General features: G+C 45.4%; 21 protein-coding genes. 5 read left to right on the top strand and 16 right to left on the bottom strand.

Going from position 1 to position 24,226, the window contains the following annotated elements; translation table 11 throughout:
• Positions 1 to 5: 5 nt before the first annotated feature.
• The 4 genes from ribD to lpxD form a co-directional block, all read right to left on the bottom strand.
• The gene (ribD, locus tag GTQ48_RS02670; RefSeq protein WP_163105026.1) at positions 6 to 1,145 is read right to left on the bottom strand and encodes a bifunctional diaminohydroxyphosphoribosylaminopyrimidine deaminase/5-amino-6-(5-phosphoribosylamino)uracil reductase RibD; all 1,140 of its coding nucleotides are present in this window, start codon (positions 1,143 to 1,145) and stop codon (positions 6 to 8) included.
• 14 nt (positions 1,146 to 1,159) lie between these two features.
• Positions 1,160 to 1,609 carry a transcriptional regulator NrdR gene (gene nrdR / locus GTQ48_RS02665; RefSeq protein ID WP_032096920.1) on the bottom strand — a complete coding sequence of 150 codons (450 nt, stop codon included), beginning with the start codon at positions 1,607 to 1,609 and terminating at the stop codon, positions 1,160 to 1,162.
• A gap of 99 nt (positions 1,610 to 1,708) precedes the next feature.
• Positions 1,709 to 2,965, bottom strand: a complete 1,257-nt coding sequence (gene glyA / locus GTQ48_RS02660; RefSeq protein WP_032096919.1) for a serine hydroxymethyltransferase — start codon at positions 2,963 to 2,965, stop codon at positions 1,709 to 1,711.
• Between the two features lie 199 nt (positions 2,966 to 3,164).
• Positions 3,165 to 4,193: a UDP-3-O-(3-hydroxymyristoyl)glucosamine N-acyltransferase gene (lpxD, locus tag GTQ48_RS02655; RefSeq protein WP_163105025.1), complete on the bottom strand. Its 1,029-nt coding sequence runs from the start codon at positions 4,191 to 4,193 to the stop codon at positions 3,165 to 3,167.
• A 418-nt stretch (positions 4,194 to 4,611) separates the two neighbouring features.
• On the opposite strand from lpxD, the gene ettA reads away from it, so the two are divergent.
• Positions 4,612 to 6,279, top strand: coding sequence for an energy-dependent translational throttle protein EttA (ettA, locus tag GTQ48_RS02650; RefSeq protein WP_032096917.1), 1,668 nt, complete (start codon positions 4,612 to 4,614; stop codon positions 6,277 to 6,279).
• 283 nt (positions 6,280 to 6,562) lie between these two features.
• The gene (locus GTQ48_RS02645; RefSeq protein WP_163105024.1) at positions 6,563 to 6,970 is read left to right on the top strand and encodes a PilZ domain-containing protein; all 408 of its coding nucleotides are present in this window, start codon (positions 6,563 to 6,565) and stop codon (positions 6,968 to 6,970) included.
• Between the two features lie 25 nt (positions 6,971 to 6,995).
• Here GTQ48_RS02645 and radA read toward each other — a convergent pair whose 3' ends face one another.
• The gene (gene radA, locus GTQ48_RS02640) at positions 6,996 to 8,366 is read right to left on the bottom strand and encodes a DNA repair protein RadA (RefSeq protein ID WP_032096915.1); all 1,371 of its coding nucleotides are present in this window, start codon (positions 8,364 to 8,366) and stop codon (positions 6,996 to 6,998) included.
• A 184-nt stretch (positions 8,367 to 8,550) separates the two neighbouring features.
• Here radA and GTQ48_RS02635 point away from each other — a divergent pair, with 184 nt between their 5' ends.
• Positions 8,551 to 11,136 carry a PilZ domain-containing protein gene (locus tag GTQ48_RS02635; protein ID WP_163105023.1) on the top strand — a complete coding sequence of 862 codons (2,586 nt, stop codon included), beginning with the start codon at positions 8,551 to 8,553 and terminating at the stop codon, positions 11,134 to 11,136.
• A 34-nt stretch (positions 11,137 to 11,170) separates the two neighbouring features.
• Here GTQ48_RS02635 and serB read toward each other — a convergent pair whose 3' ends face one another.
• Positions 11,171 to 12,115: a phosphoserine phosphatase SerB gene (gene serB / locus GTQ48_RS02630; protein ID WP_163105085.1), complete on the bottom strand. Its 945-nt coding sequence runs from the start codon at positions 12,113 to 12,115 to the stop codon at positions 11,171 to 11,173.
• A gap of 174 nt (positions 12,116 to 12,289) precedes the next feature.
• Between serB and GTQ48_RS02625 the strand changes: the two genes are divergently transcribed.
• Entirely contained in the window at positions 12,290 to 12,961 is a 672-nt protein-coding gene (locus GTQ48_RS02625; RefSeq protein WP_163105022.1) for a hypothetical protein, read from the top strand.
• 27 nt (positions 12,962 to 12,988) lie between these two features.
• Here GTQ48_RS02625 and GTQ48_RS02620 read toward each other — a convergent pair whose 3' ends face one another.
• From GTQ48_RS02620 to rpoE, 10 genes are all read right to left on the bottom strand, one after another.
• A complete protein-coding gene (locus GTQ48_RS02620; protein WP_163105021.1) occupies positions 12,989 to 13,927 on the bottom strand; it encodes a TatD family hydrolase in 939 nt (312 codons plus the stop codon).
• 77 nt (positions 13,928 to 14,004) lie between these two features.
• Positions 14,005 to 14,643, bottom strand: a complete 639-nt coding sequence (pdxH, locus tag GTQ48_RS02615) for a pyridoxamine 5'-phosphate oxidase (protein ID WP_163105020.1) — start codon at positions 14,641 to 14,643, stop codon at positions 14,005 to 14,007.
• Positions 14,644 to 14,840: 197 nt separating this feature from the next.
• On the bottom strand, positions 14,841 to 15,779 hold the full coding sequence (gene era / locus GTQ48_RS02610; protein ID WP_163105019.1) for a GTPase Era: 939 nt from the start codon (positions 15,777 to 15,779) through the stop codon (positions 14,841 to 14,843).
• Positions 15,772 to 16,452, bottom strand: coding sequence for a ribonuclease III (gene rnc, locus GTQ48_RS02605; protein ID WP_163105018.1), 681 nt, complete (start codon positions 16,450 to 16,452; stop codon positions 15,772 to 15,774). Before rnc ends, era begins: the two co-directional genes overlap by 8 nt.
• Positions 16,452 to 17,354: a signal peptidase I gene (gene lepB, locus GTQ48_RS02600; protein WP_163105017.1), complete on the bottom strand. Its 903-nt coding sequence runs from the start codon at positions 17,352 to 17,354 to the stop codon at positions 16,452 to 16,454. The genes rnc and lepB overlap by 1 nt, the downstream gene beginning before the upstream one ends.
• Complete coding sequence (lepA, locus tag GTQ48_RS02595) at positions 17,354 to 19,150, bottom strand: translation elongation factor 4 (RefSeq protein WP_032096908.1); 1,797 nt, start codon at positions 19,148 to 19,150, stop codon at positions 17,354 to 17,356. The genes lepB and lepA overlap by 1 nt, the downstream gene beginning before the upstream one ends.
• Before the next feature lie 190 nt (positions 19,151 to 19,340).
• Complete coding sequence (locus GTQ48_RS02590) at positions 19,341 to 19,796, bottom strand: SoxR reducing system RseC family protein (protein ID WP_163105016.1); 456 nt, start codon at positions 19,794 to 19,796, stop codon at positions 19,341 to 19,343.
• The gene (locus GTQ48_RS02585) at positions 19,789 to 20,889 is read right to left on the bottom strand and encodes a MucB/RseB C-terminal domain-containing protein (protein ID WP_163105015.1); all 1,101 of its coding nucleotides are present in this window, start codon (positions 20,887 to 20,889) and stop codon (positions 19,789 to 19,791) included. The genes GTQ48_RS02590 and GTQ48_RS02585 overlap by 8 nt, the downstream gene beginning before the upstream one ends.
• Positions 20,890 to 20,990: 101 nt before the next feature.
• Entirely contained in the window at positions 20,991 to 21,572 is a 582-nt protein-coding gene (locus tag GTQ48_RS02580; protein ID WP_163105014.1) for a sigma-E factor negative regulatory protein, read from the bottom strand.
• A 98-nt stretch (positions 21,573 to 21,670) separates the two neighbouring features.
• Entirely contained in the window at positions 21,671 to 22,249 is a 579-nt protein-coding gene (gene rpoE, locus GTQ48_RS02575; RefSeq protein WP_163105013.1) for an RNA polymerase sigma factor RpoE, read from the bottom strand.
• Positions 22,250 to 22,446: 197 nt separating this feature from the next.
• Between rpoE and nadB the strand changes: the two genes are divergently transcribed.
• Positions 22,447 to 24,132 (top strand): L-aspartate oxidase, encoded by a 1,686-nt coding sequence (nadB, locus tag GTQ48_RS02570; RefSeq protein WP_163105012.1) that lies wholly within the window; start codon positions 22,447 to 22,449, stop codon positions 24,130 to 24,132.
• Positions 24,133 to 24,226 lie beyond the last annotated feature (94 nt).

Raw genomic sequence — 24,226 nt, 5'->3', positions numbered from 1 at the left:
CGCGTTTAATTACGCGGACTCATAGTGTCGGGGCGGTAAGTTAGCTTAATATCGTTACCAACCTGACGATTTTCAATAAGAGAGAGCGAAATAGATTGTTCAATGGCCGTAAAACTAGGCAAAGTGACCATGCTTCTTCCTTTATTACCTAGCAGCTTCGGCGCTTGATAACAGATCAACTCATCCACCAGCCCGGCTTCTAAAAGTGCGCCGGCAAGTCCAGGCCCAGCTTCAACCCACACTTCATTGTATTGCTTATCACTTAAAGCTTGCATAAGCGCGTGCAAATCAACGCGCCCCTGGTTTTCCGTAACCGATAGATAATGCTGTGAGTCCGTATCCACATGCGCTTTGCATGTTGCAATAAGCGTGGTGTGCGCGTCGTTCAAGCATTGGTACTCGCCATTGATCACACCCTTGCTGTCAACAACAACACGAGCAGGCTGCCTAATTTCGTCCAGCGGATAGTCACTGAATTGCGCTTCAGATGGCCTAACTAATAAACTGGGGTCATCGGCTAAGACGGTGCCAGAACCTGTGAGCACGCAGCAGCTTTGTGCACGGTGGCGCTGAACATCTCGTCTAGCCTGAGGCCCAGTAATCCACTGACTCACGCCGTTTTCTAACGCTATTTTTCCGTCTAAACTAATGCCTAACTTCACCCTCACAAAAGGTATTCCAGTAAGCATTCGCTTCACAAACCCTGGGTTGAGCGCAGCCGCCTCTGCAGCCATTATGTCACTCACCACTTCTATGCCAGCTTCTTGCAGCTTGCGGATACCATTGCCACTTACATTAGGATTGGGATCTGTCATTGCAATTACCACCCTTGCAACGTTTGCATTGATAAGCGCTTCAGCACAAGGAGGAGTGCGACCGTAATGACTGCAAGGTTCAAGTGTGACATAGGCAGTGGCGGCGTCTAGAGATTTTTCGTGTGACTTTCGAGCTTGGTGTAGCGCATGAACTTCGGCATGGGGAGTGCCGGCTTTTACGTGATACCCTTGACCAATACAGTGGTTATGTTCATCAACAATAACGCAACCGACTCTCGGGTTAGGCGACGTGGTGTAACGGCCCTTTTTTGCAAGTTGAATGGCTTTAGCCATCCAATAATAATCAGATTTAACGGTGTTTTGCTGCACGTGGTGTCCTGTGGTCAGTCTCCAAGCCTCGCAATTTCCTCACCAAATTCTCTTATATCTTCAAAGGATCGATAAACGGAGGCAAAGCGCACGTAGGCAACTTTGTCTAATTCCTTCAATGCTTTCATAATGAGAGTGCCGAGGAATTCGCTTTCAACCTCTCTTTCGCCGGTCGCACGAAGTTCGGATTTGAGGGATAATATACATTGTTCAACTTTTTCTGTGCTTACAGGACGCTTTTCTAGCGCTCGCTGCAGCCCTGCTCGTAGCTTGTCTTCGTTGAACGGTTCGCGGGAGCCGTCTCGCTTGATCACACGAGGCATAACTAATTCAGCCCCCTCAAACGTAGTAAAACGTTCGTGGCACTGAGCACATTCTCTACGTCTTCGTACCTGATACCCTTCTGCAACTAAGCGAGAATCAATAACTTTCGTTTCTTGCGCTGAACAAAAAGGGCAAAACATAGAATATCCTTTATAATTGCGTACTTAGGCTGATGCAAATTGCAGAGATGCAAGAGTGCATTAGTACCAAAGTACGCAATAAAAGACAAACCTATTTACTTACGAGTAAACAGGGAACTTTGAGCATAGTTCGACTACTTCACCTTGCACGCGCTTGATTACAGACTCATCGCCCATGTTATCAAGTACATCACAAATCCACGTAGCGACCTGCTGTGCTTGTTCTTCTTTGAAACCTCTGCGAGTGATTGCAGGGCTACCAATGCGAAGACCACTAGTGACAAACGGTGAACGAGGGTCGTTAGGCACAGAGTTCTTATTCACTGTAATGTTCGCTGAACCTAATGCTGCGTCAGCGTCTTTACCAGTGATGTCTTTGTCGATTAAATCAAGAAGGAACAAGTGATTATCTGTGCCACCAGAGACGATGTTGTAACCGCGCTCTTGCATCACTTTAACCATTGCTTTCGCATTTGCCACTACTTGCTGTTGGTATACTTTAAACTCAGGCTCAAGTGCTTCTTTAAAGGCAACTGCTTTTGCTGCAATAACGTGGCAAAGTGGGCCACCTTGGTTACCTGGGAATACTGAGCTATTGAATTTCTTGTATAGCGTTTCGTCGCCGCATGATGAAAGAATAAGACCACTGCGAGGACCGGCCAACGTTTTGTGGGTAGTCGTCGTTACCACATGCGCATGTGGAAGTGGATTAGGGTAAACACCTGCCGCAACTAAACCTGCTACGTGAGCCATGTCCACAAGCAGATATGCGCCTACGCTATCTGCAATTTCGCGGAACTTAGCCCAGTCAACAATGCCTGAGTATGCAGAGAAACCACCAATGATCATTTTTGGCTTGTGTTCTTTCGCTAGCGCTTCAACTTGCGCGTAATCAATTTCACCGGTTTCATTGTCAAGCCCGTACTGAACCGCATTGTACGTTTTACCAGAGAAGTTTACATGTGAGCCGTGAGTAAGGTGGCCGCCTTCAGACAGGCTCATTCCCAATACCGTATCGCCTGCATCAAGCAATGCCATGAAAACAGCAGTGTTTGCTTGTGAGCCAGCGTGAGGCTGGACGTTAGCGTATTCAGCACCAAACAGCTGCTTCGCTCTATCAATGGCAAGTTGCTCTACTACATCAACATGCTCACAACCGCCGTAATAGCGCTTGCCTGGATATCCCTCAGCATATTTATTGGTTAATTGAGAACCCTGAGCTTCCATCACACGCGGACTACAGTAGTTTTCAGAGGCTATTAGCTCAATGTGATGTTCTTGACGCTGAACTTCATTGGCCATTGCTGTGGCTAATTCTGGATCAAAGTCAGCTATGTTCATTTCGCGAGAAAACATGGGGGCTCCTTAACTGCGATTATTTATGGCACGGTAAACAATGTTGCGCAAAAAGTGCAATCCTCAACCTGATGAGTCATGCTCAGACAGCGTAATTTTGGAGCCATATTCTAGTCATTTTCGATCACTTGTATACCGCTTTATGGCTAAATTAATTTAAATGGCCTAGGTTTAACGTAAATCCTCGGCTACAAGCACATCAGACCTGTTTTTCTAGTGCTTTTACTCGGTCAAATAGACTCCCAATTTTTTGTAGTCTTACCGTGTTTTTACGCCACTCAAGATTGGTTTGAGCGGGCTGGCCTGATGAATAAACCCCAGGTGAAGTAATATCTTGCACCACCATTGTGAATCCAGTTACCTGTACATTATCGCAGATGCTTATATGGCCATTTACACCACAGCCACCCGCTATAATAACGTGCTTACCGATGTTGCAACTCCCTGCAATGCCTGTGGAGCCGCAGATGCAAGAATGATCGCCAATGATGCAGTTATGGCCAATTTGCACCTGATTATCAATAATCACGTTATCGCCAATTATTGTGTCGTCTAAGGCACCGCGGTCAATACTGGTGCTTGCTCCAATTTGACTGTCATCGCCTATGCGCACCGAACCCAACTGAGGAATAGGTAACCATACGCCTTTATCATTGGCGTAGCCAAAGCCCGACGAGCCAACAACAGTTTGGCTGTGAATAGTCACTCGCTTGCCTATTACCACGTCGTGATAAATTGTCACGTTGGGGTAAAGCGTACTCCCTTGACCGATGTGAGTCCCCTTACGAACTACGGTATTAGCGCCAATACTTACGCCATCTCCGAGTACTACATTATCTTCAATGATAACGTTCTCACCTAAAGAGACATCACTTCCAAGTCGAGCGGAAGACGCAATAATAGCGGTTTGAGCAATGTTTGATGCTACTGCTGGCGTTGTATCGAATAGCTGAGCGATACGCGCAAAGGCAACATGAGGGTTGTCTACAATGAGCGCAGCACACTTTACATCGCCTTTTACCTTATCGTGCACTATCACCGCACCAGCGTGTGTTTCTGCCAACTGAGACTTGTATTTAGGGTTGGTCAGAAATGAAATCTGATGATGTTTAGCGCCTGCTAACGTGGCAACTGAGGAAATAGGCGTAGTGCTGTCTCCTTGTACAACCCCACCAACATGGCTGGCAAGCTCGGCTAAACGGTAAGTTCCTTTATTAATGGCTGTCATACACTTAATTACCTATTAACAATTTAATATTTAAATACACACGATTGAAGATGAGTGATCAGCACTTTTTCAATTCAAGCACCTTTCTCACGAAATTTTATACCAATATTGTCCGTGTATCGTTGTTTACTGCTCCGCTCATTACCGTTTAATTAAAAAACGCTTAGGTTGTAAACTCATGCCGACCTTGCAAGCTATCGTAAATTCGCAAATATATTCCCAAGTTTATCCTAAATACCGGGGTGCTCCGATGCCTTTTTCTGTACTTGCATGCTGAACGCGCAAAAAAGCATCAAGCGCTTACTTCCATGGCGTTACAGACTAGCGCACGCTATAGTGTTGCGAGTACACTAGTACCCAATTTTATCACCAAATCATAATCATCTGATTTTTCACCGCGTTTAAACGAGGTTAGAGCATGGCTCAATACGTATATAGTATGCATCGCGTTGGCAAAATTGTGCCACCGAAAAAACAAATTCTTAAAAATATCTCTCTCAGCTTTTTTCCAGGAGCAAAAATTGGCGTACTTGGTCTAAACGGTGCAGGTAAATCAACACTTTTGCGTATCATGGCAGGTATCGATACCGATATTGAAGGTGAAGCGCGTCCTCAACCTGGATTGAAGATAGGTTACTTATCGCAAGAGCCTCGTCTTGATGAAACCAAAGACGTTCGCGGCAATATTGAAGAGGCCGTAGCCGATGTTAAGCATGCACTGACACGCCTTGACGAAGTTTATGCTGCCTACGCAGACGCTGACGCCGACTTTGATGCTTTGGCTAAAGAGCAGGGTGAACTTGAAGCGATCATTGCTACCAAAGATGGGCACAACCTTGAAAACGTGCTTGAGCGTGCTGCCGATGCATTAAGGCTTCCTGCGTGGGATGCTGATGTAACCAAGCTATCAGGTGGTGAACGTCGTCGGGTTGCATTATGTCGCCTACTTCTTGAAAAACCAGAAATGCTGCTATTAGACGAGCCCACTAACCACTTGGATGCGGAATCTGTAGCGTGGCTAGAGCGCTTCTTACACGACTACGAAGGCACTGTGGTAGCCATTACCCATGATAGGTACTTCTTAGATAATGTAGCTGGATGGATATTAGAACTTGACCGTGGTGAAGGCATTCCATGGGAAGGCAACTATTCATCGTGGCTCGAGCAAAAAGAGAGCAGACTAGAGCAAGAAGAACGCATTGAATCTGCTCGTCAAAAGAGTATTAAACAAGAACTTGAATGGGTTCGCTCAAACCCTAAAGGTCGCCATGCCAAGAGCAAAGCCCGTATGGCGCGATTTGAAGAACTCTCAACGGGTGATTACCAAAAGAGAAATGAAACGAACGAGCTATTCATTCCACCAGGTGAGCGTTTAGGCGATAAGGTTATTGATGTATCGAATCTTAAAAAGTCCTATGGCGACCGCGTGCTTATCGATGATTTATCGTTTAGCGTTCCAAAGGGCGCTATCGTTGGGATTGTTGGTCCAAATGGTGCGGGTAAATCTACCCTGTTCAGAATGCTAACGGGTGCTGAGCAGCCTGATGCGGGAAGCATCGAGCTGGGCGATACGGTCAACATTGCCGCTGTTGAGCAGTTCCGTGATCACATGAATGAAAACAACACGGTATGGAAGGAAATCTCGGATGATCAAGACATCATTCGAATTGGTAACTTCGAAATTGCCAGTCGCGCCTACTGCAGCCGATTTAACTTCAAAGGTAACGACCAGCAGAAGTTTATCAAAGACTTGTCAGGCGGTGAGCGTAACCGAGTCCATTTAGCGAAGCTATTAAAAGCGGGCGGGAACGTGTTGCTACTGGATGAGCCCACGAATGACCTAGACGTAGAGACGTTACGTGCACTTGAAAATGCCTTGTTGGAGTTCCCTGGTTGCGCGATGGTCATTTCGCACGATAGATGGTTCCTAGACAGAGTCGCGACTCACATTATGGATTACCGTGACGAAGGCAATATTAACTTCTTTGAGGGTAACTATGCCGATTACGAAACGTGGCTTAAGCAAGAGTTTGGTAAAGATATTGTGGAACCTCACCGCTTGAAGTACAAACGCATGTCTAAGTAGTTAATAACATCGTTGTGAACAACGCTGAGAAACGTAATGGTGCGATACTAGCACGCTTACACCGCAGCTATTAACTCATTAGCATTAGTAAACAGTATTAAGTAACAATTAGCAGTAATAAGCAACGATAAGGCCCTCTTCAAACAGAGGGCCTTTTTATGTTACGACACACCTACTACCTGCCAAAATGAACGTCATCTCGCAAATTATTATTTCTTTACGTTGATAACCCGCCGTTATTCGCTAATACTGGGGTTAATAGGACTTAAAGAGAAAAGAGAGCATGACAGATAAGCGCCAATTTCAAAGGGTTGCATTAAATGTTCCGGGAAAGCTTGCCCACAACGATAGCGAAATAGATGTCATTGTTCATGACGTATCCCTACAAGGGATCAAGCTCCTCGCGAGTGAAACTGAACTGGTTAAATTGCCTTTCGATAGTCACGACCCATACGTGGCTAACTTTAGGGCCAACGAGGATAGCCCTCTCATCACTCTGTATATAGAGCAGCTGTATCGACATTCAGATAGCCGCAAGTCGAAGGTGTCATTGGGATGTAAGGTATCACAAATGGATATAAATTGCGTCAGTGCCCTGCGCCGCTTAATTAGTTTAAATAGCCCAGATGACAGCATTGATGAAAAAGATCTCAATGCGTTGGTCAATGCTGTTTATGAACACGCTAATTAACACCTACTTTTAAATAGACCTTATCTTACTGTTCCAACGCATCTAGTGCTTCAGACAAACGGGCTACCGGTATTACCTTCATACCCTGCATAGCTTGCTTCGGCATATTAGCTTTTGGCACTATGGCACGTTTAAATCCATGCTTTGCAGCTTCAATGATGCGTTCGGTGCCGTTGGGAACAGGCCTAATTTCACCCGCTAGACCCACTTCGCCAAAAACAATAAGATCGTTAGGCAGCGAACGATTTCTAAAGCTTGAAATCATTGCTAATAGCAAAGCCAAGTCGGCACCGGTCTCTGTTACTCTTACCCCACCCACTACATTCACAAACACATCTTGATCGTTCATTTGAACGTTGCCGTGGCGATGAAGTACGGCAAGTAGCATCGACAGCCTGTTTTGATCAAGGCCCACCGCAATCCGCCTTGGATTAGACATTTGTGAATAGTCTACCAGCGCTTGAATTTCTACAAGTAATGGACGGGTGCCTTCCCAGATAACCATAACGCTAGAGCCTGGAGTTTCATTCTCGTCACGACTTAAAAATATGGCAGACGGGTTTTTTACCTCTTTCAAGCCTTTTTCAGTCATCGCAAAAACGCCCAGCTCATTGACCGCACCAAAGCGGTTTTTATGGCTGCGCAAGGTGCGATAACGCCCATCGCTTTCCCCTTCCAACATCATGGAGCTATCAATGCAGTGCTCGAGCACTTTAGGCCCTGCAAGGTTGCCATCTTTTGTCACGTGACCAACGATAAACATGGCAATATGATTTTGTTTGGCAAAGCGGGTTAAATAGGCAGCTCCCTCTCGAACTTGAGACACGCTACCCGGCGCTGATTGAACGTCTGCAACGTGCATAACTTGGATCGAATCGATAACCATTATTTTTGGTTTTTCAGTCAGTGCTAGTTCACAAATTGTTTCGACGTTGGTCTCGGCTAGCATCATTAAGTTGTCATCGGGTAGGGACAAACGCTTAGCGCGCATGGCAACTTGCTGTAGCGATTCCTCACCGGTCACATACAGTGCCTTCTCAGTCTTCGCCATTTGACACATTACCTGAAGTAAAAGCGTACTTTTTCCTGCTCCGGGTGAGCCACCAATTAGCATGGCTGCTCCTGGAACAATACCGCCGCCAAGAACGCGATCCAGCTCTTTAAAACCTGAAGAAAAACGAGGCAGCGCTTCTAGGTCAATGGCGTTTAATTTTTCAATCTTTGCCGCTGTTTGACCCGCATACCCAGCGTTTACTTGACGCGTATTTTCTTTGGCGCTAGCCACTACAAACTCGCTGATGGTATTCCATTCTTTACACTCTGTGCATTGTCCCTGCCAACGAGGAAACTCCGCACCGCAGTCTGAACACACATAAGCAGTTTTACGTTTTGCCATTTTCCAGTTTTATCCACAACTTAAAAAGAGTATTCTATCATTAAACGGCTTTGGAATAAGTACAAGGCTTCTTGCATTTAAAGATGAAAAATGGACTTACCCGCGAAATTCAAAGGTTAAGGTCTTTTCTACCACGGTCGATAAAAACTAAAATGAAAAATGTAAACAACAAAGTTGCGCATAGATGAGTCAAGACTTAGCCCAGTACGCTGACATAATTGAACAGTTAAAGCCGGTGGTGAACGAGCCTGAGTTCAACCAAGTTTTACTGCAAGTTGCTTCTGATATCCCAAAGGAAAAGCGCTTTCTTATAAAAATGGAAGTAAAGCGTCTTGCAAAACCTTGTATGCGCACAATTGACCTGCGTGGACACGTGGACGGTAAATGTAAAAAATATCCCCATGAAGGTAGAAATCACTACATGGACGATATTGCCGTCGACAAGTTTGAAGAGCAGCTGCGAATATTTGGCCGCTATACGTATGGTGTTTATGAGGCAGTGCAAAGCACAGAAAATAACTTTCGCTTAATGCAGGAACGAGAGATTGCACAAGAGCGGGTAGAAAAAGCACGGCCAGAGTTAAAGAAACGCTCGGCAGTATTAGAGCAATTTAAAGTACCCACCGTTAACTTATTAGACTACCGACAGCGCAATACGGAACGAATGAATTTTGCGGTGGCGGTAGAGATATTTAATAAATATAACGAATCAATGCGCGGCCTCAGTGTGGACATTTCTCTTGAGGGTCTGCAGGTCAAATTATCGAAAGACACCATTTTCGAGAAAGGTGAACTACTTTTTATCTACTTCAGAGGACTCGAAAGTGAGTTCACTATGGATAAGAAAAACGGTATTGCTTACAAGCTCGTAAAAATCTCCACGAAAAACGACGTTAACTACCTCGCACTGCAACGTGATTCAGAACACCCCAACAAAAGCTTTGATCAATTTTTAGAAAGTTTTATTCACGGCAACAAGCGTCGCTATAAAGTGAATATGAATAACACTATCGAAGCGATAACCAGTAAAACCTCTGAACAGTATTTCTCACCGCGTAGCCCAACATTACCGATTTATATCGACGTTGTGAATCAAACCTTGGTGCCTCGTTTTGCCATGATGAACGAGGTAAACCGAGAAACGTTACAATACTGGCAGGATGAAGAAGACAACTGCCGATTAAACTTTCTGCTGACTCAAGAGCGACTCAAACGCCTATTGCAGAAGTCTGAAGAAGTAAGAGAATGCTTTGTATACAGCTTTACCCATCTACAAAACAGTAAAGTGTATTTTTATTCGGCCTCTTTTGAAGAGTTAATGCAAAAAGACCTACTTAAACAAGTGTTCTTGGGGTTCGGCTCTAAAAAAGCGAGCTGGAGAGTGTATAAGATAGCGCTTACCACTATGGTACCGGAACAGGCGCATATCCCCCTTTCCATTCCAGATTCTGTTGGGAGTAAAGTAAAGAAGCTCAATACCCCGATTTCTGCCAGGCTTATGTCGAAGCTTAAAAATTTGCGCTACCTTGCCCATATTACCGATGTTACATCGATAACAGGACAAGAAACTTACAACGATTTTACGTTTAATCGAGACAATCTTTCGCACTTGCGTAACTTTGGTCACCCCCGAAACCGTCCTCCCGCTGACATTCAAGTTGTGCGATTCAAAAACGAAGAGTTAAGAATTGAGAGTCGCTATCGATTACGTACTCATATAGAGGCGCGTTTCAATGGTGATGACACCGTTCATAAGGGTGTCAGCGAAGATATCTCAGTTCATGGTTTAGGCCTTCGAGTAGAGTTAACAAAAGAGTACGCCGGTAGTTTAGAGGGGCGGGTTGAAGTCGCATTCCCTCGCCTTCAAGCCATTACCACTTCGTTTGACGTCATGCAGTTACAGTACGAAATCATTTATCACAATGTAGATAAGAACATTCTGCATTTGAAAGCAGCACCGGGTGATGAAGGTAAAACGGCACGAAGCTTTTTTGAAGAGCTTATAAAGAAAAACAAAGCAAACCTGCATGCGGAGTCTGACGAAGAAGAGATCCCGGGTATGGGGCAAGCTCTTCGCTGTATTAATGCTAGAAATGCGACCTCTCTTTCTTTTCTTATGAGCAAAGAAGGCGTTAGGTATACGCCGCAAGCGGGCATCATTGGGAAACAAGATGAGCGAGTAACGCTTCTTACTACGCAGTACGCAGAGCGAGGCAAAGTAAATCTGGAATTTCTATTTCGAGATCGAAAGCAAGATTCTCCCTTTGTGCAAAGCGGCGTAAAAACCGTAAAACTAGAAAATATGCCGTTACGACAAGAACTGTTTGTCTCTTTTGACAATAGTCAAAAAGACTCACGCATGGCTATTATTCCTCGCTACTCTCACAAATTTGAAAGCAACACACAGCGACAAAATTTCATTAAAGAGGCAATGAATCGAGGACAATTTATTGCCATACACGTGATGCTTACCACCACAGGCAAACCCGACCTATCAATGCTGCAGACAGAAATAAATTACGTCACTATGTATGCAATGCACAGGGCAAGAGAACTTGAGAAAAAGATGTGGAGTATCGCAGCTTGTGCCCACCTTGTGGACGTAACCGATGAAGTGTTAGTACGATATGGTTTTACCCCAGCTGAAATTGCACAGAACCGAACGCTGGATGGGACGACTCAAATCCACAATCCGAAACGCGCTTTAGCTGGCAGTGAAAACAGCTCATCCCCCCAGAAACCAGAAGCTCAAAACCCACAAAACGCCTAAAAGAGGGAGTCGCTCCCTCTTTACTATTTGCTATTTATTTATCTAAAAAGTAAAGCAAGCTGTGAAGGCTGCCTACACGTATGGCAACATCAGCCTTCTCGTTCACCACAGGCTTACCGTGACACGCTACACCAAGCGCCGATGTCGCCATCATCACAAGGTCGTTAGCTCCATCGCCCATGGCCACAGTTTGGGTATCTGAAATATTCCATTTTAACGCCAGTTGTTTAACTGTCTCGGCTTTTACATCAGCGTTAACCACTTCGCCTTCTACTTTCCCAGTCAATAGACCATTTTCAATAACTAAGGTATTGGACGTGGCGTAATCAAGCTCTAACCTACGTTTTAGGTGATCAGCAAAATAAGTAAAACCACCCGATGCGATAGCTAGCTTCCAATTGTGCTTTTTCAATTCACTAAGTAACCCTTGAATACCAGGCATAATAGGCAGGCTGTCTCTAATCTGACGCAGGTGCTCAACGGGCACACCCTTAAGACATGCAACACGGTGATGTAAACTTTCGTTAAACGCTATTTCTCCACGCATCGCCTTTTCTGTGACTTCGGCAACCTCCTGACCAACATCTGCCAGCTTGGCAATTTCATCAATACACTCAATACCAATTACGGTGCTGTCCATATCCATGACTAACAAGCCACCTTCAGAAAGAGAAGGCTGAGACTGCTGTACCCCGATATCAACGTTAAACGTTTCAGATAAGGCACCAAGTAGGGACTTTAAGATTGACGTGTCTTCGTCGAGCACATTTCCTTTTACTACCACCACATCATCACCAAATTGTTGATGCAAATGATGGAAAGTTAGACTTACTGTATCAAAGTGCGACTGGGTGTCAGTTAAAATATTGCCGACAATGTAGGGTGTAAGTGCTTGTCCTATAATAGTCATTGAGGCGTGAAAAGACGCATCACTTTGCTGCATGGCAATGACACCCGCTAGCGTTGAAGCGCAATGCATATCGTCTGCTGCGTTATCACCTAACAACTGTTTAAACGTGTCGAGCACTGGTAAATCCTTAAAAGTGGAGGTGGCTACATGCTACCGAATTGAGCAGAGTAATAAAATATCCGCTTTCAAATTAGTAAGATTTATCCTACTGTTACACTCATATTTACCCGTTAACGGAATTTCATGTTGGCAAAGGCTGAAACCAACTTATTGACCTCGTCAGCAAGTCATTCTCACTCGCTTTATACCGTCGTTAAACGACTGGTGCATACAGTACTGGCAAGCTTGGTAGTTGGCTTGCTTATTGCCCTGCTACTTATGCTTCAACGTTATCAAGAAGAGTGGCTACTTGCCCAAACAGAGTATGCCGGCAGTAGCGCTGCACGCCAATATGCAAAGCTTGTTTCCCCCATTATAGATACTACTGGTAATGCGAAGTCCGACGCTAATTCTGTGAACGATGCTACAAGAGCGGTGGCACTTAAAAGTACAGCCACTGTGTTAACCCAAGAGCCACATATTCTTGGCATTGCTATCTTTGATGAAAAAGGACAGTACATTGCGCCTTTGCCAAAAACCGAAAGTGTCGTTGCTCTTAGCCAGTCTCAGGACGTGCGGCCTCTTACGTTTGTTGAGCCTATTGTAAATAATAGCGACAACGTAATTGGTTACGTTCATGTTCACATGAATACAAAAGTGATATTAGAAGACCCACTGGCCCTGCGTGCACAGCTGCTGCTCATTGGAGTTATTGTTTTATTTTTAGCCTTGGTGATAGGAATTTATTTAACCCGAGGCTTCTACAAGTTTAGACCTTGGGTAATAAGCAAATTCGCCCAGTTGGGTAATGATTAATATTCATCACTATTTGCATCAAATAGTTTAAAAAAGAGATGGCTTAAAAAGGCGTGCATAGTTTGCAGATGTGATCGTCTTAATCTCATTAGGCTCTATCTCAGACAGGCCTGAGAGGGCTGCAACCACATCTGTTAGGTAATGAGGCATATTGGGCTGACCTTGCCTGCCTGACATTGGCATATCGGGCGCATCGGTTTCAAGTAAAATACTCTCTGGATGATTCCGAAGTAGATACGTCACCGTATCTTTCGTTTTCTTAGCTCGTTCGTAAGTAATTGTGCCGCCAATGCCTAAACAAAATCCTCTGTCTATATAGCGCTTGGCAACATCTGTACTGCCTGAAAATGCGTGGATAACTCCCCGCCCCTCAAACGATGATGCCTTCAAGGCTTCAAACAGCAAGTGATGAGACTTTCGGTGGTGTAAAATAACGGGAAGTCCAAAAGAATCCGCTATATCTAAATGAGCATGTAACACCTGTTTTTGAACATTCATATCAACAGGAATATGACCGTCTAACCCTGTTTCTCCAATGGCACAGAAACAGCCTTTAGCGGAGGATAGACAGCCCTGAGCGTTGGATAAACAGCCTTGAGCTTCAGGATCACAGCCTTGAGCTACAGCAAGAAAGCCTTGAGAGTTTGGTAAAGCCCCCTCAGCCACAGACAGACTTTCCTTAGTATTTACCACCGCACCAGCAACGGCTTCTTCAAACTGCTTGAGTAAAGGAGGAATTTCATCGCGCTCTTTAGGCAGGAAGTAAGGGTGCAAACCAATGGCGGTATCAATGGGAAGAATATCGCAGTAGGGCTGGCTGTTAAAACTACTAAGCACTTTCCAAGACGCTGGCGTGATGCCTGGCACCATTATTCGCTTAACGCCATTTTGCTTAGCCTTGCGCAGCACTTCAGTAAGGTTACTCCCCAAGGGGGCCAAGTTAAGATGACAGTGACTGTCTATCATGTACCCCCTCCCCTTTACTCACTTCTTCGAATAACAGCAAATATGCTTTTAACGCGCTGTTGATAAGTGGACAAATGCTAAGGCATCAGTCGCTGAGTGCTCCAGCTACCAGCTTTATCGATGTTGTATTCTATACGGTCGTGAAGCCTATCTTCACCGCCTTGCCAGAACTCGACTTGATGAGGAACAATTCTAAAGCCACCCCAAAAATCAGGCACAGGAAGTTCTTTGTTCGCAAACTTGTCTTTTAACTGTTTAAATTGCGTAAGCAAGAGTGCTTTACTGCTAATTGGCTTACTTTGCTTTGACGCATAAGCAGCTAGCTGACTGTCTTTGGGACGGGAGAAAAAATAAGACGCATTTTCACTAGTCGATAGCTTTTCTACCGTGCCACAAACACGCACCTGCCGCTCCATAAAAAACCAAGGAAAATGACAAGAGACTTTTGGGTTTAACGCAAGCTCTTTGGCTTTTCTACTTCCTAAGTTTGTAAAGAAAACAAAGCCGTCTTTATTTACATCTTTTAAGAGCACTATACGCTGCGAGGGCTGACCGCTTTCATCCACTGTTGCCACTGTCATGGCGGTGGGATCTGGAATATTCTCATCAATGGCATCTTGCAGCCACTTATCGAATAGTTGAAAAGGTGTGTCGGTAACGTCTGACTCGCTCAAGGTTCCCTTTGAGTACTGTCTGCGCATATCTGAAATAGCCATCAATTTCTCCTGCGCAATGTTTCTACATCATTAAAAGCGACTTTTTCCTAAGGGCGACTCTTTATTACGAGCAGCCCTTGATTAAGCGCCATGCTTTCATGGTAGACCATTGCGCATAAACAAATACTAATAAGACGTTAAAAACGAATAACGCTCAGGAAGGGATCACACCAATTGCAACGACATGTAAATGAGTATTAAAAGTTGCTGTCATCGCCGTATCCAAGCGAGCGTAGCGCTCGCTCATCGTCAGCCCAACCCTGTTTTACCTTTACCCAAAGCTCTAGGAACACTTTGTTGTCGAACAGGTTTTCCATGTCTTTACGGGCATGCTCGCCTATTGTTTTAAGGTGCTTACCGCCTTTGCCGATAATCATGCGCTTTTGCGTTTCGCGTTCTACCAAAATAAGTCCACTTATTCGGTACACGCCATTTTCGGCCATTTTAAACTGCTCAATTTCTACCGTCGTCGAGTATGGAAGCTCGTCACCAGTAAAGCGCATAAGCTTTTCGCGAATAATCTCTGCGGCCATAAAACGGCTAGAGCGATCAGTAATATAATCTTCAGGGAAAAAGAAGTCGCTCGGCGGAAGAGACTTAGCAACTAACTCGCGAATATCATCCACCATTTTGCCCTGCTTAGCGCTAATTGGGATGATATGTTCGAAGGTATGCTTCTCGCCAAGCTGTCTAAGGTGGGTAACAAAACCTTCTCTGTTCTCTACTTTATCCATTTTATTGACGATAAGGTAACAAGGTAGTTTTGATTGCTTTACCTTTGTCAGCACCATTTCGTCGTCTGCGTTCCAGCGATCGCCCTCAATCACAAAAAGAATCAAGCCAACTTCTGCTAACGAGCTAGAGGCCGCCCGGTTCATATACCGGTTAATGGCACGCTTTTCATCTTGATGGAGCCCTGGCGTATCAACATATATGGCCTGATATTCGCCGTCGGTATCAATGCCTAGTATGCGATGTCGCGTTGTTTGCGGCTTTCTAGAGGTAATGCTGACTTTTTGCCCTAACAAACGGTTGAGCAAAGTAGATTTACCCACATTTGGGCGGCCAACGATAGCCACTAAACCACAGCGTGTCTGCGGTTGTGAATAATGTATTTCATTGTCATTGTTAGTCATCGAGCTTCTCCAGCGTTAGACGAGCTGCTTCTTGTTCAGCTTTGCGACGGCTGTTTCCTGACGCTTTAACAGGCTCAGGTAAATTTTCAACCGTGCAGCTAACTTGAAAAACCTGCGCGTGATCTTTCCCAGAAATCGACAGTACCTCATAGGTAGGCAGAGGCAATTTTCGTCCCTGTAAAAACTCCTGTAGACGTGTTTTATTGTCTTTAGGGTGCGCGTGGGGGTCTAACTTATTTATGCGCGTTTCCCACAGCCTGTCTATAACGTGGCGCACCTCGTCCATACCGGAGTCGAGATAAATTGCACCAAGCAACGCTTCTACCGCATCAGCTAAAATAGAGCTGCGACGATGGCCGCCACTTTTGAGCTCGCCGGGACCTAAGTGAAGTAATTCACCCATACTTGCCTCACGAGCTAGCTCGGCTAACGTATCGCCTTTCACCAGCGTTGAGCGCATACGGGTTAACTTGCCTTCAGGCACGTCTGGAAAGCGCTTGTATAGCGTCTCGCCAATAATCATTCCCAGTATGGCATCGCCTAAGAATTCTAGGCGTTCATTGTGCTGTTTTGCCGCACTTCTGTGCGTAAAAGCTTGATCGAGCAAAGCAATATTGTTGAATGTATAGTCTATCGCCTTGTAAAGACGACAATATTTATCTATTCCCTGCATTAACGAATGCCACCTGTACGCTCAAATCGAACGCCTGTTGGGATCCATGTTGGTAACATGTCTTGTGGCTTACGTTCAAATTCAAACGAAATCCAAATTGCTACCGCTTTGCCGACTAAGTTATCATCGGGTACGAAACCCCAAAAACGGCTATCACGACTGTTATCGCGGTTATCACCTAACACAAAATAATTGTTTTCAGGCACAATCCATTCGTTGCGGCGCGTTCCCGGTTGCGTATAAAAATTTACTGGAGAAATATCGCGCAGCGGATGGCGTAAAATATCGTGCTCTATGTCGCCAAGCGATTCGGTATAACGCATTAGCTGCGCCATATCCTGAACAAATTCACCACGCTCTTGGAAAGATAAAGGCACGGCTTCAAGTGCAGGACAGTTTTCACTCTCGACACATTTAGGCTTTATGTACACCTGCTTATTTTGATAAACCACAGTATCGCCTGGCATGCCTATTACGCGCTTAATGTAATCGATGCCGGTATCCTCTGGATACTTAAACACAACTACATCGCCTCGCTCTGGTGCTCCGGTCTCAATCAGCTTACTGCGAAATACAGGGTCTTTTACACCATACGCAAACTTTTCAACCAATATAAAGTCGCCAACGAGGAGCGTTGGCATCATTGAGCCAGACGGTATTTGAAATGGCTCATATAAAAATGAGCGCAACACTAATACGAAGGCAATAACCGGAAATATTTGCTGCGATGTATCCACAAGATAGGGTAATTGCGGATCTTCACCGTAACTGGCATTTTCGGCAACTGCTGATGCCTGTAAACGCGCCTTGCGCTTTGGTGCAAACACTACACTGTCAACTAACCATATAAGTCCTGTGATCAGCGTTAATGCAACCAAGATCAGGGAGAAGTAATTTGCCATTATTTACCTACCTTCAACACGGCAAGGAAGGCATCTTGCGGCAGTTCAACGTTACCAATCTGCTTCATGCGCTTTTTACCTTCTTTCTGCTTTTGCAGTAGCTTTTTCTTACGGCTAACGTCGCCGCCATAACATTTTGCAATAACGTTCTTGCGCAGCTGTTTAACCGTACTACGAGCGACAATATGGTTACCAATCGCCGCTTGAATAGCAATATCAAACATTTGACGCGGGATAAGCTCGCGCAACTTCTCAACGAGTTCTCTACCGCGACCTTGCGAGTTATCTCTGTGGGTGATTACTGCTAGCGCATCAACGCGTTCAGCGTTAATCAGAATATCCACTCTCACCATGTCTGAAGTTTGGAAGCGTTTAAAGTTGTAATCGAGTGACGCGAAACCTCGACTTGTCGACTTCAAGCGGTCGAAGAAATCAAGCACTACCTCTGCCATGGGCAGTTCGTAAGTCACAGCAACCTGCTTACCGTGATAAGTCATGTTGGTTTGCATACCGCGCTTTTCAACACACAAAGTAATAACGTTACCAAGGTATTCTTGAGGCACCAAAATATTGGCCTCAACAAGGGGCTCGCGAATTTCTGCAATGTCATTAACTGGTGGTAATTTCGCTGGACTATCAACGGTGAGTATTTCGCCTTTGGTGGTCTCAACTTGGTAAATTACCGTTGGCGCTGTGGTAATCAGGCCAAGGTCATACTCTCGCTCAAGACGCTCTTGGATAATTTCCATGTGAAGCATGCCGAGAAAGCCGATTCTAAAACCAAAGCCTAACGCTGCAGAGCTCTCTGGCTCGTAAAATAAAGACGCGTCGTTTAGGCTTAGCTTTGCCAGCGCATCGCGGAAGTCTTCATAATCGTCTGAACTAATGGGGAAGATACCCGCGTAAACTTGCGGCTTAATCTTTTTAAATCCAGGCAGCATGTCGGTGGCAGGTGCTTTTGCAAGTGTAATAGTATCGCCCACTGGCGCGCCCTGAATATCTTTAATGCCGGCAATAATGAAACCCACTTCACCAGCACGAAGAATACCGGTATCGAGAGCTTTAGGTGTAAACACACCAATCTTATCCACTTGATGGCTTTGGCCGTTAGACATAATTTGAATTTTGTCTTTCTTGTTGAGTTGCCCCTCAACAATACGTACCAATGAGACAACGCCTTGGTAATTATCAAACCATGAATCGATGATAAGTGCTTTTAGTGGCGCTTCTCTGTCTCCACCGGGAGGTGGGATTTTATTGACGATAACTTCGAGTACGTCTTCAATACCAATGCCGGTTTTCGCTGAACAGCGTACCGCTTCTAGTGCATCAATACCGACAATGTCTTCAATCTCTTCTGCCACACGGTCTGGATCCGCTTGAGGTAAGTCTATTTTGTTGAGGATAGGCACCACTTCCATATCCATCTCAATGGCGGTGTAGCAGTTTGCTAGGGTCTGTGCTTCTACGCCCTGCCCCGCATCAACAACCAGTAGCGCACCTTCACAGGCAGCCAGTGAGCGAGATACTTCATAGGTAAAGTCAACGTGCCCTGGTGTATCGATGAAATTAAGCTGATACGTTTCACCGTTTTGGGCGCTGTACTCTAGCGTTACGCTCTGCGCTTTTATTGTAATTCCACGCTCTTTTTCTAAATCCATGGAATCTAGAACTTGCTCAGCCATTTCGCGAGTTGAAAGCCCGCCACAATGTTGAATAAGACGGTCCGACAATGTCGATTTACCGTGGTCGATATGGGCGATAATACTGAAGTTACGAATGTGCGATTGTTGCATAATGCTGGAATTTACCTGCAGAAAAATTCATTAAACGAAAAAATACTGCGCGCTATACGTTAAGACGTAAACGCGACGCGTGCGGATTTTACCCATTTATGGGCGGAAAAGCGAATTAGCAGCGAGTATATTTTGCTAAACAGCACAAGCCATGAGACGAGACAGTAAAATTCAGCCTTAAATAGGCTTTTTACACACGTTCTAGAGGTTCTGCTTTAAGCAGGACAGGTCGATACTTTGCAGACTCTATCCGCTGTAATTTCTTAGCCGTGTATCGATACACTAACACCGTTGCAATAGTGCTTGGGAGTATTCCCCATAATTCATGAGTTAGACCAATCGTAGGCAGAAAGTAAGAGGCCAGCGAGAAGCAGCCGATAAACATAAATAGAGGAAGAAGATAAAGCCATGCCGAGGCACTTAGCACGCCGGCCTCAGGCACACCAATAGTGACACTTTGACCAACAGAAACCGTCATTGGTGTAGACAATGTTAAGCGCTGCATTTTCGGCGCGAGCGCGCGCGAAATGGCGCCCGTACCGCAGTCACTTTGTGCCTGACAACTGCTACAGGTCGATTTTATTGCTGACTCTACCGTGACGCTATCACCGTCAACCGCCACCACCGTCGCAGACTCCTCAATCATTGCTGTTATTCACCGCGCTAATTGAGGTGGCAATCGCCTTTGCCGTTTGAAGTGGAATTTCACCTAACACCGTTACCTGTGCTTTACCTGCTTTTAACGTAAGAAACGTACTCACCTCATTGCGCAAAGCGATATCGCCTCCCAGTGCATCCTCAATAGGTTGAACATACACTGACACATCTACCAAGCCATCACTGTACATTTTATACTCTACCACCTGACCGGTCAGTGCTAGTCGTCGTGTATCTCGTTTCACCTCTTTCATGCCCACAGGAAGGTAGTTAACTTCCCATCCATGAGCGCGAGATTGACTGCTTGCCATCATAATTGGCTCCGGCAAAGACGACGGATTAATTCGGGCAAAATAGGGAGACGGCGATGCCATCACAGAAAATGCGCTAATTTGTATTTGTTCCAGTAAGGCGCCCTGTAAATCCAGCATATTAAGCTTTAATAGCATGCCCGACTCTTCATCAAGCCAAAGCTGGTAACCAAACCGAGTGTTGTCCCTACTCACAATTCTAATTTGCTGTGCAGAACGTCCAGCGACTCTAGCCCGGCCGACTAATACAAATTCGTAACTTTCTAACAGCTTCTGTGGGTTATGAAGAAGAATATTAGGAATGGGCCCATTGATAAAACGAGAGCGAATGCTGTAGGGCTGCGTATCAGGCTCAAACACACTCACGATACCATCAACGCGGATAAGCTCGCGGCCTGGTCCATTTTGCAAATTCAACTGCTCTACTTCAGTGCCATCATCCAGTACGCCGTGACGCCATAGGTATGGCACCGTTTCTTTACCAACGGTGGTCTGAACAAATGATAGCTGATAGTTGGCAGAAGAGATGAGTGATTGAAGACGTTGTAACCACTGTACTGGTGTTTGCAGTGCGTTAGTTTCTCTCTCTACTGCCGGCTCTGTTTGTTTTACTGTATCTGTTTTTGCCTCTCTTTCTGTTGCGTTTTTTGCTTGGCTATTTGACTCAAGGCTAGTTGGAAGAGACGAATCGCTTGATTGCGCATGAACACAGAGAGGCGTGAAAATTGATAAAGCCCCTGTGATGAGGAGAACAAATGGGTTACAGCGCATTTTCCTTGCCTTTAAAACAGACATACCAGCACGTGCAAGTGCTGGTATGCGAAGTTACTAATAATAAATACTAGTTGAAATGGGGGCGTTGCCGCAATCGCCTATGGGCGATTAGTATCGTCAGAGGCTTTTTCTTCCTCTTCGGCCTGCACCTGTTTCAATTTTATTTGTTGCTCATGGTCGGCGATAAGCGCGTTAATTTTACGCTTCTTCTCAAGCACTTCATTCATGTCGTTGCGTGGCAACGTCCGAGTTTGCTCAAGACTTACCGGCGCTAAACCACCTTGTGGACCCGCAGTGGGTGCCGTCATGAATGGCTCTGAAGGCGCTGGCTGGTTCAGGTGCTGAACACCTAGAATAACGGCTAAAGCTACCGACGCTGCAACGGCAAACTGACCAGATTGAGTTGCAAATGGAACCACATTTCCAATGATTGGGATTGAGCGCCAGCGAGACTCTTTTGGTGCCACAATCGCAGGTTCGTCTGCCAAGGCCGCAGCAATGTTAGCCGTAATATCCATTTCTGGCGCTACGCTTGCTTCTTTGCGCATAGTACCACGGATGACATGGTATCGCTGCCATTTAGCCTGAAGCTCTGCATCATGCTTGATAGCGTCGATGATTTTATCGTCTTCTGCTTCACCATCCATGAATGCGGACAATTTTTCTTGCTGTTGCGTCATATATTCATATCCAGATCGTTTTGATCGTTAACTACCCTAACACAGCTGTTAGTCATCCCAAAAAAGAGAAAGTTCATCTTTTTTGAAGTTTATTTAAATTAATTTTCCAACAGCGGCTGAATGACTTTATCAATGGCTTCTCTCGCCCTGAATATACGCGATCGCACGGTACCTACAGGACAAGACATTACACTGGCAATTTCTTCGTAGCTTAACCCTTCAATTTCACGCAGTGTTATCGCCATACGGAGATCATCAGGCAGTTTTTCCACCACTTTAAATAACGTCTCCTCTAGCTCATCTGAGAGCAAGCTCCTTTCGGGAGTCGATTGCTCTTTTAGCGCGTCACTACCTTCATAGTAGTCGGCTTCTTCAGCATCCACATCGCTTGCGGGGGGCTTTCGGCCTTGAGAAACGAGATAGTTTTTAGCGCTATTTACCGCAATGCGATAAAGCCAGGTGTAAAAGGCACTGTCTCCGCGAAAATTGGGGAGCGCTCTATATGCTTTTATAAAGGCTTCTTGAGTTACGTCAGCAACATCACCTGAATTTTTAACGTATCGAGACACTAGGTGCATAACTTTGTGCTGGTAACGGGTTACCAACAAGTTAAATGCATTTTTATCACCACGTTGTACTCTTTCCACCAGTTGCTGGTCGGTTACTTGCTCGCTCATTCGAGCCATTACTCCCTACTTCATATCCACAATAGCTCTATTAAGCCTGCTTATAGACGTGTTCTATTTAAAAAAGTTCTGTTAAAGCATTAATTATTTTAAATAATACCATGTTCACGCCCTAAGAATTATTGTGTTTTGTCACTCATCCTTTAGACTTGCTGAACCTTTGCTCGTATATATTGATGTAAAAATACATGAAATCTGGATCGTCTTCACTAACTTCCACACCAAATGCCATAGAACATCGATGTGATGTGTTAATTATCGGAAGCGGCGCAGCTGGGCTAAGCCTAGCGTTGAGGCTCGCTGACCATTGCCAAGTTATTGTTTTGAGTAAAAGCGATCGAAATGAAGGCTCAACACGTTACGCCCAAGGTGGTATTGCTGCCGTATTCGATGAACAAGATTCAATCGATGCACACGTCAGCGACACGCTAATGGCCGGTGGCGGCCTTTGTGAGGAGCCAGCAGTTCGCTTTACCACCGAACGGGCAAAAGCGGCTTTGGAATGGCTAATTAGTTACGGAGTGCCGTTTGACAGAGAAAAAAGCGAATCTGGCGAAGAGAAATTTCACCTGACCCGAGAGGGCGGTCATAGTCATCGCAGAATATTGCATGCCGCGGATGCCACCGGTGAAGCGCTGCAAATTACGCTCAACGATGCGGTATCCACCCACCCCAACATCCATTTTTTCGAGCGCTATAATGCCATTGACCTCATCCCATCGAAGACCGAGAAAAATCAGTGCGTGGGTGCGTATGTATGGAACCGTCAGCAAGAGCACGTTGAAGTTATCCGCGCGCCGTTTATTGCCTTAGCCACCGGCGGCGGCAGTAAAGTTTATCAATACACATCAAACCCAGATGTATCGAGCGGTGACGGCATTGCAATGGCCTGGCGCGCCGGATGTAGAGTGGCAAACATGGAATTTAACCAGTTCCACCCTACTTGTCTATTTCATCCTCAGGCGCGAAACTTTCTCATCACAGAAGCATTACGCGGTGAAGGCGCTAACCTTTGTCACGCTGATGGCACTCGCTTTATGCAGAAGTTTGATGAGCGTGGCGATCTTGCGCCCCGTGATGTGGTTGCAAGAGCGATAGATTATGAAATGAAACGCTTGGGCGCAGATTGCATGTACTTAGACATCAGTCATAAACCTGCCGATTTTATTGTTAAACACTTCCCTAACATCTATCGCAAATGTCGCTCCTTGGGTATCGATATCACCCGTGAGCCAATTCCGGTGGTACCGGCAGCGCATTATAGCTGTGGTGGTGTGATCACCGACTTTAATGCAAAGACCGATTTAAACAACGTTTACGCTATTGGCGAAGTTGCCTATACCGGTTTGCACGGTGCTAATAGAATGGCGTCAAACTCTTTACTGGAATGCGTGGTGTTTGCCAGTTCAGCAGCAGAGCATATTATCAGCTGTCTCCCCACTAAAGATAATGACGAAACTATTGCCCCTTGGGATGAAAGCCAAGTATCAAACTCAGACGAAGAAGTTATTATTCAACACAACTGGCACGAGCTGAGACTGTTTATGTGGGATTATGTTGGTATTGTTCGAACCGATAAACGGTTAGAACGTGCTATGCGACGCATTAAGTTGTTAGAGCAGGAAATTACCGAATATTATTCCCACTTCCGAGTGAGCAACAACTTGCTTGAGTTGAGAAACTTGGTCACAGTGGCAGAACTCATTGTGCGATGCGCCATGGAAAGAAAAGAAAGTAGAGGCCTTCATTTCAATCTGGACCATCCTGAACAGCTAAGTGACACTAAGCCCACCGTGTTGGTACCTAATAACCAGCTGTCCGGGGAAAGCGTTGGGGCACTCATTACTGAAGGAAGCTTCAGCGATATGCGTTGAGCTCTAGACGTTAAACGCTAACATGTAACACGCTAGCTTTGCCTTGTGATTAATACCCTGTACTCGATGCTTTGTAATAGATGCACTCTACTCA

The sequence above is a fragment of the Alteromonas genovensis genome (genome assembly GCF_010500895.1).
GTDB classification, from domain to species: domain Bacteria; phylum Pseudomonadota; class Gammaproteobacteria; order Enterobacterales; family Alteromonadaceae; genus Alteromonas; species Alteromonas genovensis.
The sequence above is the reverse complement of the archived record's forward strand: the minus strand, read 5'-3'. Positions and strand labels throughout refer to the sequence as shown.

Coding starts and splice junctions, on each gene's coding strand:
- nrdR (WP_032096920.1), bottom strand. CDS start 1,609: ATGTTTTGCCCTTTTTGTTCAGCGCAAGAAACGAAAGTTATTGATTCT.
- glyA (WP_032096919.1), bottom strand. CDS start 2,965: ATGTTTTCTCGCGAAATGAACATAGCTGACTTTGATCCAGAATTAGCC.
- lpxD (WP_163105025.1), bottom strand. CDS start 4,193: ATGACAGCCATTAATAAAGGAACTTACCGTTTAGCCGAGCTTGCCAGC.
- ettA (WP_032096917.1), top strand. CDS start 4,612: ATGGCTCAATACGTATATAGTATGCATCGCGTTGGCAAAATTGTGCCA.
- GTQ48_RS02645 (WP_163105024.1), top strand. CDS start 6,563: ATGACAGATAAGCGCCAATTTCAAAGGGTTGCATTAAATGTTCCGGGA.
- radA (WP_032096915.1), bottom strand. CDS start 8,366: ATGGCAAAACGTAAAACTGCTTATGTGTGTTCAGACTGCGGTGCGGAG.
- GTQ48_RS02635 (WP_163105023.1), top strand. CDS start 8,551: ATGAGTCAAGACTTAGCCCAGTACGCTGACATAATTGAACAGTTAAAG.
- serB (WP_163105085.1), bottom strand. CDS start 12,115: ATGCATTGCGCTTCAACGCTAGCGGGTGTCATTGCCATGCAGCAAAGT.
- GTQ48_RS02625 (WP_163105022.1), top strand. CDS start 12,290: ATGTTGGCAAAGGCTGAAACCAACTTATTGACCTCGTCAGCAAGTCAT.
- GTQ48_RS02620 (WP_163105021.1), bottom strand. CDS start 13,927: ATGATAGACAGTCACTGTCATCTTAACTTGGCCCCCTTGGGGAGTAAC.
- pdxH (WP_163105020.1), bottom strand. CDS start 14,643: ATGGCTATTTCAGATATGCGCAGACAGTACTCAAAGGGAACCTTGAGC.
- era (WP_163105019.1), bottom strand. CDS start 15,779: ATGACTAACAATGACAATGAAATACATTATTCACAACCGCAGACACGC.
- rnc (WP_163105018.1), bottom strand. CDS start 16,452: ATGCAGGGAATAGATAAATATTGTCGTCTTTACAAGGCGATAGACTAT.
- lepB (WP_163105017.1), bottom strand. CDS start 17,354: ATGGCAAATTACTTCTCCCTGATCTTGGTTGCATTAACGCTGATCACA.
- lepA (WP_032096908.1), bottom strand. CDS start 19,150: ATGCAACAATCGCACATTCGTAACTTCAGTATTATCGCCCATATCGAC.
- GTQ48_RS02590 (WP_163105016.1), bottom strand. CDS start 19,796: ATGATTGAGGAGTCTGCGACGGTGGTGGCGGTTGACGGTGATAGCGTC.
- GTQ48_RS02585 (WP_163105015.1), bottom strand. CDS start 20,889: ATGCGCTGTAACCCATTTGTTCTCCTCATCACAGGGGCTTTATCAATT.
- GTQ48_RS02580 (WP_163105014.1), bottom strand. CDS start 21,572: ATGACGCAACAGCAAGAAAAATTGTCCGCATTCATGGATGGTGAAGCA.
- rpoE (WP_163105013.1), bottom strand. CDS start 22,249: ATGAGCGAGCAAGTAACCGACCAGCAACTGGTGGAAAGAGTACAACGT.
- nadB (WP_163105012.1), top strand. CDS start 22,447: ATGAAATCTGGATCGTCTTCACTAACTTCCACACCAAATGCCATAGAA.